This window comes from Enterococcus sp. FDAARGOS_553 (assembly GCF_003812305.1).
In the GTDB taxonomy this organism is placed as follows: Bacteria; Bacillota; Bacilli; order Lactobacillales; family Enterococcaceae; genus Enterococcus_D; species Enterococcus_D gallinarum.
In genome coordinates, this window is the sequence record NZ_CP033741.1 from 1 (window position 1) to 20,594 (window position 20,594).

The 20,594-nt window shown below is 35.2% G+C and carries 19 protein-coding genes and 4 pseudogenes; 4 read left to right on the plus strand and 19 right to left on the minus strand.

Going from position 1 to position 20,594, the window contains the following annotated elements; translation table 11 throughout:
* Positions 1–249: 249 nt before the first annotated feature.
* From EGX73_RS15535 to EGX73_RS15550, 4 genes are all read left to right on the plus strand, one after another.
* Positions 250–381: a YvrJ family protein gene (locus EGX73_RS15535; protein WP_123867090.1), complete on the plus strand. Its 132-nt coding sequence runs from the start codon at positions 250–252 to the stop codon at positions 379–381.
* 50 nt (positions 382–431) lie between these two features.
* Entirely contained in the window at positions 432–671 is a 240-nt protein-coding gene (locus EGX73_RS15540; RefSeq protein WP_123867091.1) for a helix-turn-helix domain-containing protein, read from the plus strand.
* A 192-nt stretch (positions 672–863) separates the two neighbouring features.
* A protein-coding gene (locus EGX73_RS15545; protein WP_086956687.1) for an IS3 family transposase occupies positions 864–2,026 on the plus strand; the annotation gives its coding sequence in 2 pieces (ribosomal slippage) (positions 864–1,140 and positions 1,140–2,026; 1,164 coding nt in all).
* Between the two features lie 638 nt (positions 2,027–2,664).
* The gene (locus tag EGX73_RS15550; RefSeq protein ID WP_123867092.1) at positions 2,665–3,177 is read left to right on the plus strand and encodes a hypothetical protein; all 513 of its coding nucleotides are present in this window, start codon (positions 2,665–2,667) and stop codon (positions 3,175–3,177) included.
* A gap of 110 nt (positions 3,178–3,287) precedes the next feature.
* On the opposite strand, the gene EGX73_RS15555 is transcribed toward EGX73_RS15550, so the two are convergent.
* From EGX73_RS15555 to EGX73_RS15650, 19 genes and pseudogenes are all read right to left on the minus strand, one after another.
* Complete coding sequence (locus EGX73_RS15555; protein ID WP_123867093.1) at positions 3,288–3,674, minus strand: DUF6075 family protein; 387 nt, start codon at positions 3,672–3,674, stop codon at positions 3,288–3,290.
* A gap of 42 nt (positions 3,675–3,716) precedes the next feature.
* A complete protein-coding gene (locus tag EGX73_RS15560) occupies positions 3,717–3,977 on the minus strand; it encodes a hypothetical protein (RefSeq protein WP_253764205.1) in 261 nt (86 codons plus the stop codon).
* Between the two features lie 52 nt (positions 3,978–4,029).
* On the minus strand, positions 4,030–4,275 hold the full coding sequence (locus tag EGX73_RS15565; protein WP_123867094.1) for a hypothetical protein: 246 nt from the start codon (positions 4,273–4,275) through the stop codon (positions 4,030–4,032).
* A 27-nt stretch (positions 4,276–4,302) separates the two neighbouring features.
* Positions 4,303–4,965 carry a DUF2786 domain-containing protein gene (locus EGX73_RS15570; RefSeq protein ID WP_123867095.1) on the minus strand — a complete coding sequence of 221 codons (663 nt, stop codon included), beginning with the start codon at positions 4,963–4,965 and terminating at the stop codon, positions 4,303–4,305.
* A 98-nt stretch (positions 4,966–5,063) separates the two neighbouring features.
* Positions 5,064–5,243 (minus strand): hypothetical protein, encoded by a 180-nt coding sequence (locus EGX73_RS15575; RefSeq protein WP_123867096.1) that lies wholly within the window; start codon positions 5,241–5,243, stop codon positions 5,064–5,066.
* A 92-nt stretch (positions 5,244–5,335) separates the two neighbouring features.
* Entirely contained in the window at positions 5,336–5,665 is a 330-nt protein-coding gene (locus EGX73_RS15580) for a hypothetical protein (protein ID WP_123867097.1), read from the minus strand.
* Between the two features lie 44 nt (positions 5,666–5,709).
* Positions 5,710–5,913: a hypothetical protein gene (locus tag EGX73_RS15585; protein WP_123867098.1), complete on the minus strand. Its 204-nt coding sequence runs from the start codon at positions 5,911–5,913 to the stop codon at positions 5,710–5,712.
* 276 nt (positions 5,914–6,189) lie between these two features.
* Positions 6,190–6,450 (minus strand): annotated as a pseudogene (locus EGX73_RS16350) (DNA methyltransferase); the annotation flags it as partial.
* Positions 6,451–6,855: 405 nt separating this feature from the next.
* Positions 6,856–7,395, minus strand: coding sequence for a phospholipase A2 family protein (locus EGX73_RS15595; protein ID WP_123867099.1), 540 nt, complete (start codon positions 7,393–7,395; stop codon positions 6,856–6,858).
* A 15-nt stretch (positions 7,396–7,410) separates the two neighbouring features.
* Complete coding sequence (locus tag EGX73_RS15600; RefSeq protein ID WP_172956427.1) at positions 7,411–7,887, minus strand: thioredoxin family protein; 477 nt, start codon at positions 7,885–7,887, stop codon at positions 7,411–7,413.
* 194 nt (positions 7,888–8,081) lie between these two features.
* A pseudogene (gene dcm / locus EGX73_RS16360) lies at positions 8,082–9,466 on the minus strand (DNA (cytosine-5-)-methyltransferase).
* Positions 9,467–10,175: 709 nt separating this feature from the next.
* Positions 10,176–11,348, minus strand: a pseudogene (locus tag EGX73_RS15610) (IS256 family transposase).
* A 293-nt stretch (positions 11,349–11,641) separates the two neighbouring features.
* Positions 11,642–12,451 (minus strand): DUF1189 family protein, encoded by an 810-nt coding sequence (locus EGX73_RS15615; protein WP_123867101.1) that lies wholly within the window; start codon positions 12,449–12,451, stop codon positions 11,642–11,644.
* A 9-nt stretch (positions 12,452–12,460) separates the two neighbouring features.
* On the minus strand, positions 12,461–13,315 hold the full coding sequence (locus tag EGX73_RS15620) for a sugar ABC transporter permease (RefSeq protein ID WP_029486110.1): 855 nt from the start codon (positions 13,313–13,315) through the stop codon (positions 12,461–12,463).
* A 2-nt stretch (positions 13,316–13,317) separates the two neighbouring features.
* The gene (locus tag EGX73_RS15625) at positions 13,318–14,631 is read right to left on the minus strand and encodes a carbohydrate ABC transporter permease (protein ID WP_277607186.1); all 1,314 of its coding nucleotides are present in this window, start codon (positions 14,629–14,631) and stop codon (positions 13,318–13,320) included.
* A 65-nt stretch (positions 14,632–14,696) separates the two neighbouring features.
* On the minus strand, positions 14,697–15,941 hold the full coding sequence (locus EGX73_RS15630) for an extracellular solute-binding protein (protein WP_123867103.1): 1,245 nt from the start codon (positions 15,939–15,941) through the stop codon (positions 14,697–14,699).
* Positions 15,931–17,688 (minus strand): glycoside hydrolase family 13 protein, encoded by a 1,758-nt coding sequence (locus EGX73_RS15635; RefSeq protein WP_029486107.1) that lies wholly within the window; start codon positions 17,686–17,688, stop codon positions 15,931–15,933. The genes EGX73_RS15630 and EGX73_RS15635 overlap by 11 nt, the downstream gene beginning before the upstream one ends.
* Before the next feature lie 71 nt (positions 17,689–17,759).
* A pseudogene (locus EGX73_RS16490) lies at positions 17,760–19,522 on the minus strand (glycoside hydrolase family 13 protein).
* Positions 19,523–19,635: 113 nt separating this feature from the next.
* Positions 19,636–20,580 (minus strand): LacI family DNA-binding transcriptional regulator, encoded by a 945-nt coding sequence (locus tag EGX73_RS15650; protein ID WP_123867106.1) that lies wholly within the window; start codon positions 20,578–20,580, stop codon positions 19,636–19,638.
* Positions 20,581–20,594: the final 14 nt, after the last annotated feature.

Consider the following 20,594-nt stretch of genomic DNA (forward strand, 5'->3'; position numbering starts at 1 on the left):
TTATATAGCATTTACTGAAGTAAAAATAGTTTCCACCCCAAAAATAAACCATTTAAGTTTAAAAATACATCATAACCCATAATAAATCTATAACCATCAATTATAAATTACTATTAATTTTTTTGTCTGTAACTAATTTTAGAATTACCTCATAAAGTTAAGGGGGTATTATCTATGTATACAGAGATTAATCCTTTTGGTTAGTTTGAAAGGGGGTGGTTACTTGGACGGGTTGGAGTTATAGGTGATATGGTTGCAAATATTGGCTTTCCAATAGTTTTATCTATTTTTTTGATTACAAAACTTGAGAAGACAATAAATACTTTGCAAGAGTCAATAAACGAATTATTGAAAACCATAGACAAAAAAAACAAAGACTAGCCTTCTGTGGTTAGTCTTTGTTTTATATTATAAAGAGGAGTGTCAATCATATGTATCAAGAAATAATAGGCGCTACACTAAAAGAAATACGCAAAGGAAAAAAGTTAACTGTGAAGTATTTAACTAAAGGTTTAATATCCCCTCAACATTATTATAAGGTTGAAAAAGGAGACGCATTCCTAAGTAGTAACTTTCTATTTGAAATATTAGATAGAATGAATGTTTCATATAAAGAATTTTCTTTACTTATTAACTCAAATATATCTATTAAAAAAAAATGTTTTCGTTAAACTCTATAGAAAATAGTAGTGGGCAAAATGAAGATATCTTCTTTAAACACTATACTGCGGAAAATAAGGTAAGCGTATCCAATTTAATCATTGTTAAAAAGTACTTATTCGAAAAAGTGGATAGGCTACAATTAACTAGACAGAAAAATTAAGGTGTGTAGACTAGAAGAAAACATACCAGGAGGAATTTTTATGTCTAAGAGAACACGAAGAACTTTTTCACAAGAATTCAAGCAACAAATCGTCAATCTTTACTTAGCTGGAAAGCCACGTGTAGAAATCATTCGAGAATATGAACTAACGGCTTCAGCATTTGACAAATGGGTAAAGCAATCTAAAACGAGTGGTTCATTCAAAGAAAAAGATAATCTTACGCCTGAACAAAAAGAATTGTTAGAACTACGTAAAAGAAACCAGCAATTAGAAATGGAAAATGATATTTTAAAGCAAGCAGCGCTGATATTCGGACGAAGAGACAAGTAATCGATGCGAATAAGCATCTTTACCCTATATCAGCGATGTGCAGAATATTAGGTCTATCACGTCAGTCCTATTATTATCAATCAAAACCAAAGAAAGATGAATCAGAACTTGAAGAAGTAGTCGCTGAAGAATTTATCCGCAGCCGAAAGGCCTACGGCTCAAGAAAAATAAAAAAAGCCTTATCAAAACGAGGCATTCAGATCAGCCGACGAAAAATTAGTAGAATCATGAAAAATAGAGGATTAAAATCGAGCTATACTGTTGCTTATTTTAAAGTACATCATTCTACTTGCAATGAAGCCAAAACGACAAACGTATTGAATCGTAAATTCTTAAGAGACAACCCATTAGAAGCGATCGTAACAGACTTGACTTATGTACGAGTCGGGAAAAAATGGAATTATGTCTGTTTCATTTTGGATCTGTTCAATCGAGAAATTCTCGGCTATTCTTGTGGAGAACATAAAGATGCCGTTCTAGTAAAAAAAGCATTTAGCCGTATCAAACAACCTCTGACAGAGGTTGAGATTTTTCATACTGATCGTGGAAAAGAGTTTGATAACCAAGCTATTGATGAATTATTAACAACTTTTGACATCAATCGATCATTAAGTCATAAAGGCTGTCCTTTTGATAATGCCGTAGCTGAATCAACTTATAAGTCGTTGAAAGTAGAATTTGTCTATCAATACACATTTGAAACCTTACAACAATTGGATTTGGAGTTATTTGACTATGTCAATTGGTGGAACCACCTTCGGTTGCACGGTACACTTGGCTACGAGACACCGGTTGGTTACCGTAACCAGAGATTGGCGCAGCGAATCCTTGATAATGAGCTCGGATGTGCTAACGCTAGCGAGGCAGTCTAACTTTAACTGTTAGCTCCTGCCGAAGATCGTCACATCCGAGGAGGCTCATTGTCAAGGACAATCGGAATAGCATACGGAAAGAAGTTCTGCACCTTATAAAATTTGTCAAAAAAACTGTTGCCATTCCAAAGAAACTTTTTATCACTATGAGTTTGCTCTTTTTAATAACTACCTTAGATATTTTGAATACAGTTATGTGATTAATATGCTTTCAATAGTACAAAAATATACTGTAAGTATCCAAGCTCGACAAGAATATGAGGTTGAAATCATTTCGTTCTATACAAATCTGTCTTATTATTTTTTAGAGAAAAAATCATTGATATTATCAAAAAAGTATTTCTGCATTTTAGATAAAATGATCAGTAGAAACATTCAAAATATAAGCGTATCACAACTGCTAAAGTTTAAATTCTTAGAAGCTGTCATACAAAGGAAACCTCTAGATCCATTACTCGAAGAGTCAAAGAAGTTCGGAATGGAATGGCTTTATGAAGATTTTAAAGAATTACAATAGCTAAACACTATCAATTATACTTTACACATAAGAAAATTTTCTCTGCCTACCTTCATACTAAACGTATCAAATAAATATTGATCAATAAAATTTGATACTAAAATAAAGGGAGAGATTTAAAATGGCATTTCGTTCAGAATCATGGATCACCGTTCAATTAACAACAGCAGATTTAGAAAAAATGAGAACTTTTCAACAGGCTTTTCTCGATAATTTATTAAAGTCATCTAGTTCTTATCAAGTAGTACTTAACTATTTGAAAAACCAAGCTACTACACAACTTACAAAAGCAGCTTTGAAGAAAATTTTCTTTCTTGGTGGCGTTGTTACTAACCCTGCACTTACTACTATGGCCAATGTTTGTGTAGCAATGATTGATTTAATCAATGAGGGTGCAGCAAATGACGAAAAAAATTATTTAACTGCTGGTCGTAAAGCAATCGAAGAAGTAAAAAACTATATGAGCAAAAATAAGGATTATAAATTAGTTGAAGTTACTTTCCGTCGCCGAATCTATACTGATCCTAGCAACGGTGTTCAAATCGGTATGATTTTGGGTAACCCAAGCAAAATCAGCGCAGCGTATGAGATCAAACGTGTCCAATTAACAAACGGTAAATGGCTAGAAAAATAATCTGAATTAAACACTACAAATAGAATGGCTGGAAACTAAACTTCGTCTAAGAAGAGTTTAAAAAACACATGATTAAAGCTTAAAGCTTAATATCATGTGTTTTTTTATTTTTAGTAGAATTGCAACCTTATATCGATCGCATTTTTAGCCAACTGATAACCAGATTCATCAACACCAGAAAAGATTTCTAACGGAGATATATTGTACCTCTTACCATCTTCAAATTCATAAAAATCTTGATTGGTAAACAAGTTATAGGCTAAAGCAACCAGTCGTTGCTCTCCACCAGATAACGTGCCGTCAAACCATAGGTCACTATTGATTTCTCTTTGGACAAAGTTAACTAACGATCCACGTTGATTAAACAGCCTATCATCACCGGAAAAAATAAAAACCAAACTACGCCAATAAGGATCTCGAAGATCTGTAAAGCTCAATTCATCCATCATAAAATTAAATCTGGCAATATGTTCCTTGTTTAGAAATAATTCCTCCATTGTTGTTCCTCCTCTAATTGGTTTTGACCATTCCTTCAGTGATTATTCAAACGTTACTTTTGCAATTTCAAAATCAAAATACGTTCCAGATACCCAGTCTATATGACCGCTATCTGTAAAAGTTTTGCGGATCACATCCTCTTCATCTTTTAGCGCAAGTATGGCATCAAGGATTGCCTTTGCTTCGTTCTCCTTAAAAAGACCTAACTCTTCTTTTCTTTGCGTAAATTGCAAATTTTCAACCGTCGCAGCGTTACTCAAAAAGCCCATCAATTCCTTAGAAAAATGGTTGAAAACAATCACTGTCTAAACCTTTTCTCTTCTATCTTCAATAGAAGATAGTTTACCACCTGCATCATTCTTCATTTGGTTTGACCAGGATAAAGTGATCTCTTCCATCGACCTTCTGATACTCTCGTTGACACGCTTTACATAAATAATGACCATTAGGATAAAGAACGTCCCCTTTTCTGACACGAACTTGTTTTGCTAACTCACCACAATCACATTTGATCCAGCTAGGCGGCCAGTATAAGCGTCGATTGTAGGGCGTTATTGGTACTTTCCATTGCCCACCGTAACATTGTCTTTCTTCAGCCATCTTTATAAGTCCCCTTTCAACATACGATTAAGCACCTAATCGATCCTTATCCTTAAAACGGACACCTTCTGCATAACCGGAGTAAAATGCTTCCCGATCCCTCACGGTGTGAGAGGTATCTTTACCAGGTACCAGTCCAATTTTTTCGACTTCAGCCTGAACCACTTCAGGTACTTGCAAAGCCAATTCATAGCCGTTTGTCAGCACTTGTTTTCGAAATGTTTGCGACAAACCTTTCAAGTATCCTTCCAAATAGTCTTGTTTTAACTGCCATTTCCGTTTGTATTTTCGTCTGATCTCTGGCAACTGAAGAAACTGCCTTGCACAGTAGCTGGAACTACCACGAGCATACTCAAACGTGATTTGAGCAATTTGTACATCGGACATGATCCCAACAAAGTGAAGTTCAATCGGTTTTCCGGACTGATAATAATACCGGACACGAAAATTTTTAGCAATGATCCTCGCTAATCGGTAAAGCCATTTTTGTGGCCGGCCTTCATAAATCACCGTATTGATCACTGCTTCTGACTTTTGTTCTTGCTTATAATGAAACACGTCTGATTCATCGATATTATGCTGAAGCATCAACTCTTGTGCTTTTGTTAAAGCTGACATCGATTCCTCGTCATTGGCATCATTTGCAAGAGCTAATAATTTTACGATTTTCTTTTTGGCTTTTTCATCCATTGGATCTCACCTTTTGTCTGATTTTAGTTTACCACGTATTGGATAACGGTTTCACTGATAAGTGATAGCACTTCAATGAAATAGAAAATAAAGTGCGGTCACTTTCTGAGCGCAGGAATCTCAAATCCCGCTTTTTCTTGCTCAAGCAACATATATAAAGCGATACACATTAATTTCGATTCACTTTTCTTGTACTTGGTGTTCAAGTGCTTCAGCCCCTGCTTCCTCTTTTCATTAAGCGTTACAGGAAGACGTGTATTTCCTTTTGCAATGGCCATAACTCGCTCTCCTTCATTGAAACGATCGTAGATTTGATAAAAGACGCAGCGAGCGTAAATCACACTCGCCGCAGCTTTGAACGGACTCTTTTCTACTGATTGTTTTTCATGACTTCCTTTGCTTCTTCTGTAAGCGGAAAGACTTTTGCAACAGCCATGCCACAAGGAATTGCCCCTACAGCTTCCTCACAAATGACACCAGCTGCTATCAGTACATCTTCAATGCCCGTATTTTCAGACCACCCTTTGATTGCGACGAAATCTTGTTTGATTCCGATACTCGTGTTCACCGTGGCCGTGGCAACCAGCTCTTCTTCAGACTGACCTCTTCTTTTCTTAATCAGTTGAATCGCTACATTGTTATTATCTTCATAGTGATCAAATATCACAGTACATTTTTTCTTATTTAAAACGGCATTCATTATTTTTCCTCCTAGAGATAAGGAGTTGCATTATCAAGCTCTGATTATTCAGTGGCTTCTTTTTTTAATTGATCCGCAAGTTTTGTAAGCTTGGCGGCATTATCAAATCGCATTCTTTCTATAGAAGACCTTTTATGAGCAAGATCTGCAACAGTTGTTGCGGCAACTCCTGATTTTTTTTGAATTTCATACAATGATTTTCCACTTTCAAAAAGCAACCATTCTATCTTATCTTTATCTGCGTACATCTTTTTTCCTCCTGAAAGGAGTATGACAATTAAAACTTGCCACTACTCACAATTATGGTATATTTTGAGTAGTAGCATTCCCTGCACGGTTTTGTTACTTGCGCTTGTTCTGACCCACTCAGAATAAGTGCTTTTTTTTTATTTTGCAGTAGTGATCCCTCCCTTTTTTTATCCGTATACCGAATCTTCAGATAGTTGTAGATCCTTTCTAAAAATTAAATAAATCGGTATACCGTTGCATTTATTATACCACGGTATACCGATAATGACAATCTATTATTGCCTTTTTTTGAATTTATTCGAAAGATCTAGCTGAGTCACATTGTTTTGAATCAGATCGATTGCTTTCGTGTAATACTCGGCATTTGTTTCAAAACCGATAAAGTGACGTTATGTATTTAGACAAGCAACCGCCGTCGTGCCACTTCCCATGCAGTTATCTAATATGAGATCTCCTTTCTTAGTGTATGTTTTAACCAGGTATTCCAAAAAACTCACTGGTTTTTGAGTTGGATGGAAAATGTTCATTGATTTTTTAAAATTAGAATAAGTACTCAAAATTATTCTATAGTAAAAAAGTCCAATCTATTTTTAATTAGGTTGGACTTTTTACTTCTTATTTATAAAATTTGCTTATTTCTTATATTAGTAAATGTTGGATTTTCCATAACTCTCTTATTCTTATCTATACAAATAGATTTGGAAAAATAAATGTTAAGATAATATAAACAGGAAATAAAAAGGTAATAATAGTGTTTATTATAAGTATACATGTTCTAAAATTTCCTTTTTCTATCCGTAATGCTAAGACAATTCCAACAATTCCTACGATAGGTGTATAAGCTGCTAGAGGAATTCTTAAAGAAAACATGTATTGTTGCAGAAACATTAATAGTGATATTACTATGGTTATGAGGGGTAAGACTTTTTTAATTGATACCATTATCCAAATACCACATATGCACCTGCAGCAACTGCATACTTATAACTCAATTTACTTGTGTTATTCATAATAGCTTTTAATCTTGCTCTAAAGTTTTTGTTACACTGGGTATTGTTTCCACCATGAACATAGCAATAATCATGATACATACATGCAGTGTCTAGATCATCTGTAGGCATCTTTCCTTTACCACTATTTCCATAGCCACAGTAATTACCATAAATTAGAAATGTTGCTCTTGCATACACGTTTTGTGTGCTTGAATCAAAAGATTCAATTATATAGCCAATTTCAATAATGTAGTCTTCAACACCATCAGCTTGCGCACCTTCGATATTAAATCTTTTATTTCCTTCATCATCTAAGTACGTATAGCTTTCAACAATATCTATCACGTCTTCATTTTCTTGAGTTAACTCTTCCTCTACTACATTAGCATTCACATCTGTATTTACTTCTGCACTTACATTTGTAGATCCGAATGATAAAGAAATTCCAATTAATACAAATAGTGACAATAATAAACCTTTAATCTTCATAGTTACTCTCCTTTACTATTCTTTAATAAATGTTGCAAGACCTTCCTTTTCTGGTTCAAATATATCTTTGGTGTTATTTGAGTTGTTAATCCGTAATAAAGTTGGTACTTTTGATACTTCATATTTTTTGATCAAATAATCATAGTTTTCATTCTCTTTATCATTTGTATCAAAATAATAAACTTTTGAATCATTGTAATTTAATATTGGTGTTAAAGTTTGTATAAATCCTTGACAAGACGGGCAATCATTTCTTCCAAAATATAACAAAACATCATTTTCTTCTAGCAAAGATAATTCTTCGTGGTTTATTATTATCAATTTTTCAGTTTTAACCAAGTTAGAAATTTGTTTATCGTAATTTTCCACCTGAACTTGTTCATTATCTTCACTCGCAGTAATATCTGTGCTTTGAACAGTGTTACTTCCTGAGGATGATTTTGTGTGAACAAATCCGAAAATAAAGATAAATATTAAAACAACACCAATCAAGTAAATTGCTCTCTTTTTATTATTACTTATTATTTCCACCCTTTCAGCATAAAAAAACAAAAGCTAATAAATAAACTAAAGATATTTATTAACTTTAAATTTATTTTAACACACTTAAAATTTTTCGCAAAAGGTTTCTTTAAATTCTCGGACTACTATTTAAGTAGATTTTACTTAGGTAGTTTTAAATAAATTTAGTTACTGTAAATTTTGAAGTGTTTTGCAATGAAGTAAATGACGGATACAGTAACCGAATTTCCAGCTTGCTTGTACAGCTGACTGTCCGAAGTTTTTTGATTATATATGCAGTCATAGTGATCAAGCCCGTTATCGATTATCTTTTCAGCAATCTGCCTACTACCGAATTTCGCTGACAAAAATGCCCAGTTAGGAAACGACTGCAGTCGCCAACATTCAAGTGGTGTTAGTTTCTGGATCTGAAAATCATCGGTTACTACGGCTTGCTGATCACCTGTAACGACGGTATTTGCTTGCTGATTTCCCACACGTCCCCGACGTTTTGTAGATTTAGGATAAGCGAAATTAATACTATCGCCTGGTAGTGCTGCAGTATAGCCTTTTTTCGTGGCTTCTTTCACCATTATTTTGGGTTCGTGGCCGCCACCACTCATGGTGGTAAGTGTAGGGCATAACCCTTTTACGAAATGGATCGCTGCAGCTGATAGGAACCATCGATCGACCCTGCCACGATAATTCCGTGACGATCTTGTGTGGTTAAAGTAAACATAGGCGCTTCATTTTCCTTCATTCTACGGCCGTTTTGACGAATAGTAGCTTTATCTGGCGTTAGGATCGGGATCGCAATTTTATTTCCTTCTCCTTTGTTTGTGGTGATCGTAGGACTAAGTCCTGAAGCGTCATACACTTGGCCATTCATTCCTCCACCGCTTGGATTGACGTTGCCAACAACGATTTGTTTCGGTGTTTTGTAGTCCGTTGCGGTCAAAGTCCCCATCAGACCGTCCGTATAGTACGTTCTTTCTCGTGTAAAACGACTTAAATCATTCGCTGCATGTGTCGTTCCAGCTAAATGGATCCTTCCTGATTTTTGATCAGCTGATCCTTCTTCTCTTGTGAGAGGAAAAATCTTTTTGGTACCTGCTCCTCTAAGATGTCCGATAATAAATACACGCTCTCTGTTTTGGGCGACAAACTCTTTGCTGTTAAACAGTTGCCATTCCACGTCATACCCCAATTCATCCAGGGTTCGGAGGATCGTCTCAAACGTAGCCCCTCGTTCATGGTTGAGGAGTCCTTTGACGTTTTCAAGGTATAAAAGCTTAGGTCGCAAGATAGATGCGAAGCGTGCAATCTCAAAAAAGAGAGTTCCTCTAGTATCTGAAAAACCTTTTCTTTTTCCTGCAAGGCTGAAAGCTTGGCACGGAAATTCTCCCGTGATAATGTCCACACGTCCGATTCCTCGAATAAATTCATCTGAAAGTTTTGTGATATCATGCATTTCTACCTCCTGTTTTGTGTCAAAAATTGATTGATAACTTTTTCTGGCATGGCCATCGATCTCACAATACCCAACACATCGAAAGCCAGCTTGTTCCATCCCTAAACGAAATCCTCCGATTCCTGAAAAAAGATCTAAAAAGGTGCCTTTATTTTCTGTTGTACCATTTTCCATTGTTCACTCAGTTTCTTCATGCGCATGAAAGGTATTTCAAGTACCTGATGGATTAAGAATACCGAGAAAATGGATGGTTAAATTTCGGAACAATGGTGGTACTTAGACCTTTTTTAAGAAAGAAAAGCGATCTTTTTTGCCCTCCACGTTCCAGCCGCCTCCACCACTTAGGAGGGCAAAAAAAATAGACGTGCAAGGCACGTCTGTAGAGGTTAGTATTATAAATGTATTTTAAAGAAAACAAGTGTCTTCTTCATAACTATTACATCTCCTCCATCCTCAAAAATTTATACCAAAAAATAAAAAAACAAATGCAATATAAAGGAGGATTCCCCCTCCCAAAACAATAAAAAAGTAGAAAACATATTTAGTCGTTTTGCTAATATCATTCGCATTTCTTATCTTAATACTAATAAAAATATAAAACCCTATGAGTATTAAAAGTGGTAGCATTTTGATCAACAATTTTTATCCTTCCTTTGAGAAAATCATTTTGGAACTTTTTTTTTATGTTAACCGATATTATAATTTAAATTTTAATGATTATTCATACACATTATATGCGTCAAGTAAATCGCTATAATAGTCAAGTCCATAATCTTGTGTAAAATACACTACAATGTTCAACCTTCTCTCACTGATCAAATTTAAGATACTTTCTGGTCGAGCCAAGCCATTCTTCGTGGGTATCTATCAATAAAGCACCAACCAATCGGTTGGCAGAAGCACGGTTAGGAAAGATGCGAATGATTTTCTCTCTTCGACGAACTTCTTGGTTTAAACGTTCAATAAGGTTGGTGCTTTTCAGTCGGTTATGCCCATGACCGCTGACAGTGTACTGAAAGGCATCTTCGAAGCCGTCATCCAGGGTTTCACAGGCCTTTGTATATTTTGTTTGGCCAACATAGTCATTAACGAGACGGTTTTTAGCCTCTCTCGCACTGTCAATATTTGTCAATTTAAAGATGGCTTTTACGGCTTCTCTAAACGGTTTAGAATTTTTCTTAGGGATAGTTTCAAAGATATTCCTTAAGAAGTGAACTTGACATCTCTGCCAACTCGCGTTGGTAAACGACTGACGTATGGCAGACACTAACCCATTATGGGCATCCGAAATGATGAGCTTGGTTCCCTGTAAACCGCGTTCTTTGAGAGAATCAAAAAAAGTCGTCCAAGTGTGGCCACTTTCTCCATCTTGAATCATAAAACCAATCACCTCGCGGTTACCGTCATCTGTTATACCAATCGCAATATGACAGCTTTTAGAAAGCACACGGTGATTCTCACGCACTTTAAGATAGAGAACATCGGTCATCAGATAAGGATAATCGATTCCTGTGAGAGACCGGTTTTGCCAGTCGTTAACTAACGGGTCTAACTGTTCAGTAAGACTAGACACAAAGGATTTTGAGACCGATTTCCCGCAGAGTTCTTCAACAATGTTAGAAACTTTACGGGTAGAGACACCCGAGACGTACATTTCAAGCATAGCAGCGAGTAGCGCTTTCTCGTTTCGCTGGTAACGTTCAAACACCGATGGTGAAAATTAGCCATCTCGGGTTCGAGGGACTTTTAAATCCAAAGTTCCAACACGCGTGGTAAACGTTCGCTCATAGTAACCATTTCGCTGACTCTGACGTGTTTCTGAGCGTTCATAGCCCTCAGCTTGAATATAATCAGTCCGTTGGTTTTCCATCAATTGGTTAAATACGGTGGTCAAAATATTTTTTGCGGCATCTCCTTGGACAGAATAGTCAATAATGCTTTGAAGCTCTTCGCTATTCAGTGTAAAATGTACTTGGGTCATGTAAAGTCCTCCTAGGTATGTTTTTGTCGTTAAAAACATTGTACCGTAAAAAGGGCGTTTACATGGCTCTTTATCTTTTACACAATTATATGGACTTTATCCTACTACGTAATCACCAACTTTATACGCCACCAAGGGGGTATGAAGATAAATAACAAAAAGTTATTTACGCATTCACTTGGATTCAGTCTGTGAAAACGCTTCATTTGGCTAGTCTTATTTAAGTGCGCTCAATTTACGATACATAGGGAAGAATTATTTCAACTTTTCTGTTGACTTATTACCACTATGCTTTAAATAGCAGTTTTAAATTGATATTTCGTCTTTATGAGGATAAGCATTAGAATCATAATCATCCATATTGATTGAATACCTATCATCAGAAAAATGTCACTATTGATTAATCCAATCAAACTAGCTAGAATAACTCCACCCGACATCGCAGAAAGCGAAATACTGAAACATTCCTTCAAGCTCGAGATTACTGAGACTTTCTTGGTAAAATATAAAAAGATACTTACTCCAGATATCAATAGTAGAGTCATCATTGTTAAAATAATTAGAAAAGAGAATACCATGGAGAGCAGAATAGAAAAATAGTTGATTTCTATTAGATTAGTTTTTAAAAACTTTTCAGTATCACTAGATGTCTTAATAGCACCAAAATTATCAGTATAAGTATTCTTAATTGTCTGCCTTTTCTCTTCATCATTAACGGCAAGAACCCACTCTGCTTTATTAAAACTAATTTGTGTTCGTCCTTCTTTTGTATCACTTTCACTTAAATTGGTTCCAATTACCGTATGCTCATTCTGAAAGAAAATTTTTCTGTCTGGTGTATCGAGCTGATTATTACTAAAATTTAGTTCTCTTATTTTTTTAGAAGTCCCTTTACTTAATGTCGGAACCTTAGATGAAATACTCTCATAGTACACGTTAAGAGACTGATGATTAATATTCAAAATTAGCGGCACTATCAAAAGAGAATTTAAGAATATAAAAATCAAAACTAATTTTCCCAAACCATATTCGGCTCTATTTTTTAAAATCTTTTTTGGTGAAAGAACACTACCAAAAAAATTCAAAGGAAATGTTTGTTTCATATCAATAACCTACCCTTTCGTACCACCTGATGTCAGTCCAGATACAAAATTCTTTTGTAAGAAGAAAAACAGCACTGCGATTGGTACAGAAATCAATATGGCACCAGCAGCAAATAAAGTGACACGCTGATTTCGACTATCCGAAATAAATGTCTGCAAACCGACAGCTACTGTAATTTTTTCAGGCGATCTTAACAAAAATCTTGCTAGCATAAAATCAGCAAATGGTCCCATAAATGCCCACAAAGCTTGTACCGCAATCATTGGTCGAACTAGAGGAGTGATAATTTGGATGAACGTTCGAAAATGACCAGCTCCGTCCAATTTGGCTGACTCATCCAAATCATAAGGAACTGTATCGTAATATCCTTTCATCAACCAAGTATTCATAGGAATTCCTTGCCCAACATAAATCAGAATCAAGAACCAGAAGTGATCCAATCCGCTCGATAATAAGCCCATTACATAAAATGCTGTCAATGCTGCCATTGTTGGAACCATTTGAATGACCAAGAAAAGCATCAGACTCTGTTTTCGACCATAAAAACGATAGCGGCTATACGTATAGCCCGCCAACGTGACGATCATTACCTGAATAATCATGGTTACAACGGCAATAAAAAGCGTATTTCCATACCATTTTAAAAACAGTGTTTCATTAAACAAACGCTTAAAATTATCTAAAGTCCAGGCAGTGTTAAAATCCAGTTTAAAGGCGATTGTATTTCCAGGTTTAAAAGCGGAGGTTACAGTAATCAGTAATGGGTAAATAATAATTACTGCGGTGAATAGCAAGACGAAATACGTAACCAATTTAACTAGAAATCTTTTTCTTTTTTCTGAACTGTATCTTTTCTTTTTCATAATTAATCCTCCATATTAAATGCATTGGTTCGTTTAAAGGCAATTAGTGAAATTGTTATTACGATAGCTGAAATAATCAGAGTAATTGCGGAGGCTATTGCATATTGCGGAGATCCACCTGTAGTCAACTTATAAATCCATGAAATTAAGATATCTGTTGAACCTGCATTGTTTCCTAAACTTCCTGGACCACCATTATTAAAAAGATAGATCAAGGAAAAATTGTTGAAATTCCCTGTATACTGAGTAATAAATGTTGGCGCAGCAACCAAGAAAATCGAAGGCAATGTAATGCTTTTAAATTTCTGAAAAGCATTAGCACCGTCAATATCTGCTGCCTCGTATAGGCCTTCAGGTATTGATTGTAAAATACTTGTCACCATGACATATATATAAGGAAAGCCGACCCATCCTTGAACTAATATGATTGCTACTTTGGTCCAAAAAGGATTCGTTTTCCATGCGATACTACCGATTTCGACAAAAGGAAGCTGGTTGATTAAAGGAATTACCTGGGTGTTGATCGCTCCTGCTGTATCGTTAAAGATATTAGAAAAACTCATAATGGTTATAAAAGCAGGAACTGCCCAAGGAAGTAGAAAGACAACGCCAAAAATCCTTCTGAACTTTAGAAATTTTTGATTACACAAAATTGCTAAGAAAATTCCTATAGATATTTGTAATGTCGTTGATAGCAAAGTCCAAATAATCGTCCAAGAAAAAACTTTTCCAAATGTAGCCTTATAAGAAGTCAGAGTAAAGATATTAGAGAAATTTTGCATTCCAACCCAATCCAAAAGATTGGCTGGCGGAATATTTTTAAAATCATAATTAGTAAATGCCATGAAAAGAGTCACCAGTACTGGAAGTACAATTGCAACAATCATGACGATGTAAGCTGGAATCGTTAGCAAATATGGAAAACCGTTTTCATACAAATCTAATAGATTGTCTTTCAATTTCGTATTAATTTTTTCACCAGCATTTTTCTTTTCCGCCACTATTTTTGCATCACGCAAATTGATTAGCCAAAAGAGTATGAAAATAACGGTAAAAACCATCTGTAAAATACCTTGAACTAACAAAAAGAGTGAATGATCCACCATAGGCACTGATCCAAGCGTGAAGAAATTATAAAAGGCGCGATTTCCCCACAAAATCATTTCTCCAATAAACAGTAGAAATACTACAAAAAAGCACACACCTTTGATGACTTGCCCATTATAAAATTGTCCTAGGCCAGGAATTATTGAACGTAACATTGCTTGATTCATCTTTTTCGTTTCAACCTTCATTTTTGTCCTGCCTTTCTTCAAACCAAACGATAGTTAATGATTTAAAAACCACTAACTATCGTTTGATTAATTTTCGAACTTATAAACTAATATTTTTGCTCAATTGATTCTTTGATCGTCTTAACTGTGTTATCAGCAGCCTCTTGAGGAGTCATTTTATTTGATCCTGCATCGAATAACATGTTTTCTGCACCTGACCAAACTTCAGCCATTTCTGGTATATTTGGCATTGGTTCTGAAACAGTGTACTGATCAATGACAGCTTTTGATAACTCATCGTCTGATTTCTGTACTTTCTTTTGTGATTTAAGATTCGCTGGTACATCGGCACGCATTTCATACAGTTTATCTTGATTTTTCTCATTTGTAAGGTACTCTAAAAAATCATTCGCCACATCTTTATTCTTAGAAAAATTACTTATTACCCACGCTTTGCCCCCGCCAAAAGAAGCATATTCATTTCCATTATCTAAAGTAGGAATTTTCGAAACACCATAATTGACCCCAGAGTCCTTCATATTTTTAGCATCCCAAGGTCCACTGATGATCGCAGCGGTTTTCCCTTGATTAAAATAATCAGAAATCAAATTAGAATTTGCAGTAGTATCAAGCATTCCTTCTGGCCAGATATTTTTAAACCAATTTGCAGCATAAGTTATCCCTTTTACGGCTCCCTCATTATTTAAACCAATATCAGACGCATCCGTTCCCTTGTCCCCAAAGATATATCCCCCGTTACCAGCAATCAAACCGTAAGTAAAATACAAATCAGTCCAACGAGCTAAAAATCCAATGTTCTTGTCGCCTTCTTTATATTTATCATCCTTAGCAATTTTTTCTAAATCTGAAAATGATTTTGGCGCTTCTGCTATTAAATCCTTATTGTAATATAGTAGCAATGCCTCAACCATTGCTGGTTGACCATAAGTCTTTCCATCTAAAGAAACTTGCCGCTGATCTTTTTCATTGAAACGATCATCTTTAGGTAGTTTAACTTCACTTAAATATCCTTGAGAAGCCCCTTGGCCCACTCGATCAAACGGAGCCAGAGTTACATCAGGCCCAATTCCTGCAGAACCATCCAATGGTAAAGCATCTAATTGTTCAAAAGTATCTTTCTCGATCACCTTAACAGAAATTCCTTTGTCCTTTTCAAACTCTGATTTGACATCGTTAATGTACTTAACATACTCTGTAGGAACCGAGACTTCTAAGCTTTTCTCCGAAGAACTGCTGGCTTTCTTTTCAGAATCTCCACCACAAGCTGATAATCCAATTACACCCAAAGAAACGATACAAACTGCACTAAACTTTTTCCAATTAAATCTCATTTTCTTTCTCCTCCATTTCAGGTTTTAAAATAAGGTAACTATATTCTTCTAATTGAACGTGGCTTTTGACATTAACTTTTTCGTTACTAATCAAATTTAGATAATTCTTTTCTTTCATCTTTTCAGGTAATTCAATGCATTGACGAGCTTGAGTATTAAATAGGAAATAAATAACCGAGTTCCGAGATTTTTTTTCAAAAATTATTGAGTTTCTATTCACGGATAAAAACGAATACTCACCGTAGGAGCCAAATTCAGGATAGCGTTTTCTTAAAGTAGCTAATAATTTGATATTACTTTTTTCTCGATTAGAATCCCAATCCATACATCGGCGATTATCAGGATCATCTGCCCCATTTAAATAAACCTCACTCCCGTAGTAAAAACAGATGGAACCTGGAATTGTTGCTAATAGTGCAAAGCACATATCCACTTTTCGATGATCGCCTCCAGCCCAATTTGTTATTCTAGGAGTATCATGACTATCCAGAAGTGTAAACATGCTCAGGTTTTGATTTTTCGGATAGCGCGTATATGCATGAATAAATTCCTCGAGAAATTCCATGCCATCAATTCTTTCAGCTGCAATCCATTCTTGTATGGGCTTTGCGAGAGGATAGTTCATCACTCCGTCAAATTGATCTCCGTGTAACCAAGCCTGACTGTCATGCCAAACTTCTCCACAAATGTATATATCTGGCTTTATTTGCTTGACTGCTTGCCTAAATAACTTCCAAAAGTTATGATCAACTTCATTAGCAACATCTAAGCGCCAGCCATCAATATCTGTTTCCAAGATCCAATATCTAGCAACTGAAAGCAAATAATTGATTACTTCTGGATTACTCGTATTAAGTTTTGGCATGTTTGGAGAAAAATTTCTATACTCCTCATTTTCAAAATAGAACCAGTCATAATATTTTGACTTTCTTTTATTAAGTATAGCATCTCTGAATTGATAAGAAGTGATGCCTATATGATTAAAAACTGCATCAAGCATGACCTTTATCCCTAAATCATGTGCCTTACTAACTAACTCTCGTAAATCTTCTTTCGTACCAAATCGAGAATCAATTTCATAGTAATCTTCTGTGTCATACTTGTGTGCTGTCGGTGCCTTAAAAATTGGCGTTAAATAAATCCCCGTAATCCCTAAATCTTTGAGGTAGGACAGTTTATTGATGATTCCTCTTAAATTACCTCCATGAAAGGTATTTTCTCCTAGATCACTTTTCCCATCTTGTTCTATTGATAAAGAAACTGTTTTTCCCGATGAGTCTGCTTTTGCATATCGATCTGGAAAAATTTGATACCAGATCGTATCCTTCACCCAATCAGGTGCGGTAAACAAATCACTCTTATGAATATATGGAAATGAGAAGTAGCTGTTTATATCATTCTCTAAAAAGCTGTCGTTTGGATCAAAAAAACCTCTTTCCACGAATAAAATTTCTTGTTTACCATCATTCAGCATAAAACCATATCTCATTTTGAAGTTTGATGGTTGAAACTCAATAAACCAGTAATCAAAAAGCTCTGTAGAGAATTCTTTTTTCATTTCTAGATTTTGTTTTTTCCAAACCCATTTACCAGATTTAGTTTCCACCCATCCATCTTCATGATCCGTAATCAATGTAACCGATCGTAAGTCATTTTTTTTACTTCTAAGTCTCAAATGAATTGTCGTTTCATCATACGCATAAGCATAATTGCTTTTTGTTTTGTGTAGAACGGCTTGTTTTTCCACGCTATTTTCACTCCGATTATTTTATTTGCATACCAAATGCTCTCATGCTTCTCATATTGACTTTATGAAATTTATCTATTGGTTGCTCGCCCTAAAATCCATCCGAAACCAGATAAGTTTTGCTGGTTAGATTTTTGATCTGAAAAAATAAGTGTTTCTATTTCAAAAGATCGAGTCGGTATTTCTTTAGCACTTTGATTAAAAAATGCAATTATTTTATCCTCATCAAGACTCCTTTCTACCTGAATCAGATCATTTTCTAAGAGTGTGAAACGAACATCTCCTTTGCTTAGCAGTTCTGAGTACTCCTTTCTAATATGAATTAATTTTTGAACCATCTTAAATGAATCATTTGCAGAAAAATCTACTTCCCAATCCATACATCTACGGCAATCTGGGTCAGGTCCACCCTCCATCGCAATCTCTGTGCCGTAATAGATACAAGGTGAGCCAGATTGAAGAAACATGAAAACCAGCATTTTTTGCATCAACTCTTGATTTCCTTCACATACCGTAAGTATTCTTGGAGTATCATGCGAATCGAGCATATTCATCATTGAACTATTCGTTTGTTTCCGGTGCATGCTCATTTGTTCATTCAGAGAGAAAATCATTTTTTCTGCTGAAATAACTTTCTCAGCAAAATACTGAGTCATAATTTCAGTATAGGCGTAATTCATTGAACCGTGGAATTCATCCCCTTGCAACCATGGTTGTGCAGAATTCCATACCTCCCCCAAAATGTAGAAGTTATCTTTCAAATCACAAATTTCTTTGTGAAATAGTTTCCAGAATTGATGATCAACCTCATTTGCTACATCTAATCGCCAAGCATCAATGTCGAATTCTTTTACCCAATATTTAGCGATATCTAGCAAATAACTCTGTACTTCTTTATTGGCTGTATTCAACTTTGGCATGTGTGGCGTAAATGCGAAGGTGTCATACGTAATGTTTTCGGCGTATTCAAAGTTTTCAGTCTGATCATACGAAACTGGAAATTTTTGGATGTGAAACCAATCAGCAAATTTTGAATTTTCACCGTTCTCTAAAACATCCTGCCATTGTGGCGATGTATCACCGATGTGATTAAAAACTGCATCCAACATAATCTTGAATCCTTTTTCATGGGCAAGTTCTACAAACTGCCTAAATAATTTTTTATCCCAAAGTGCGGATCAATCTCGTAATAATCTAATGTGTCATACTTGTGATTCGATGGAGAAGTAAAGATAGGACATAGATAGATGCCATTAATTCCAAGCTCTTTCAAATAGTCTAATTTTGATAGAATACCTGCTATGTCACCTCCAAAAAAATCATCCCACTCTGGAAATTTTGAATTCCATGGCAAAGCATTTTTGGGGTCATTCGCTGTGTCTCCATTACAAAACCGCTCTGGGAAAATTTGATACCAAACTGTGTCACCTATCCAATCGGGGATCTTAAAGCGATCAACTTCATGAAAATAAGGAATTTTGAAATATAAGTTTGCGGATTTCAAAAATTCCTCTCGATAAGGATAAGTTCCCTTATCTCCATAAAAGATTTCCTCTCCGCTCTTATCGATCAAATGAAATCCATACTGTAGTCTCCTGTGTTCTGGAGTCAGTGAGATAAACCAATAATCATGGCAATCCGTTGAAAACAGATGGGTAAGTGGTATTTCATTTGACTCCCATCTTTTAGTCCCAAAGTTATAAGGATCTCCAGCTAAAAGAAAAATACTCTCAATATCGCTTTTTTCAGTTCTAATCCTTAAATGCGCAGTATTTGCATCATACAAATAAGCATACTCACTTTCAGGTCTATGGTAAATTGAACCTTTAATCATATTAACCTCCACTTAAGCGCTTAAGTTAAAGTGCAAAATTTTAAGCGCTTTTTTGCTTAAGCGCTTAAGTTAAGGTAATAATAGCATAAAAAAAGAGATTGTCAACACTTTTTTCAAGCGTTTTCATACTGTTGAAATTTAATGGGCATTACTCGAAGTTTATTATCATCTTCAGAATTATCCTTCATATTCATAAAAGTATGGATTCTTTCCAACACTTTTTCGATAATTTCATTATCATCTATAACAAATTTTTTTGTATCATTCTTTAACAATGACTTACTTTTATCCCTTACTAAAGCAAACAACTCTACTTTAGAAAGTTCAGTCATCCTTTCCATCTGCAATGCCTTTATCTCGTTATAGACGAAAATTGAAGATGGAGTTTCTTCCTTTATTACTCCACTAATTTGTTTAATATCCGTACTAAAGACAACTGATTTTTTACTAAATATAGAGACTGCAAAATTGGAAATATACTCTGGAAGATTATCACTTAAGATAATTATTGGATTAGGCCCTTTTGCATTCCTTTTATATTCCTTGAATATCTCCTCGTGACAAATAGATATATTATTAAATAATGGGTCTTCGATTTTAGAGCCTAAAAACAAAATAGGAATATAAAAATTGGAAGTGAAATCACTAACACTCTCTTTTTGAAAATCCATCACTATCAAAAAATCCAATGAATGCTTTTTTATTTCTGGAATATTTTCACAGTAGTCTTCTACAACAATTGGAATCATGTCTATACTTGCATCTATCATAGCAATTTGCAATTTACTGAAAAAATCAAAGAAAACAAGTCGATCAGCTTCATCTAGGAGTTGTTTTCGTTCATATACGAAACCAGCAACTCTGTTTTGTATAGTCGATGAAGCTAAAGATTTAGCCTGCATATTTGGTACATAATTCATTTCTTTCGCAATCTCGAAGATTTTCAGCCTAGTTTCGTTACTTATTTTTTGTTTATCTGAATAGTTTAAAACATACGACACAGTCGCAGTCGAAACCCCAGCTCTATCAGCAATATCTTTCAAAGTAGTCCTTTTCATCAATATCCTCCGTT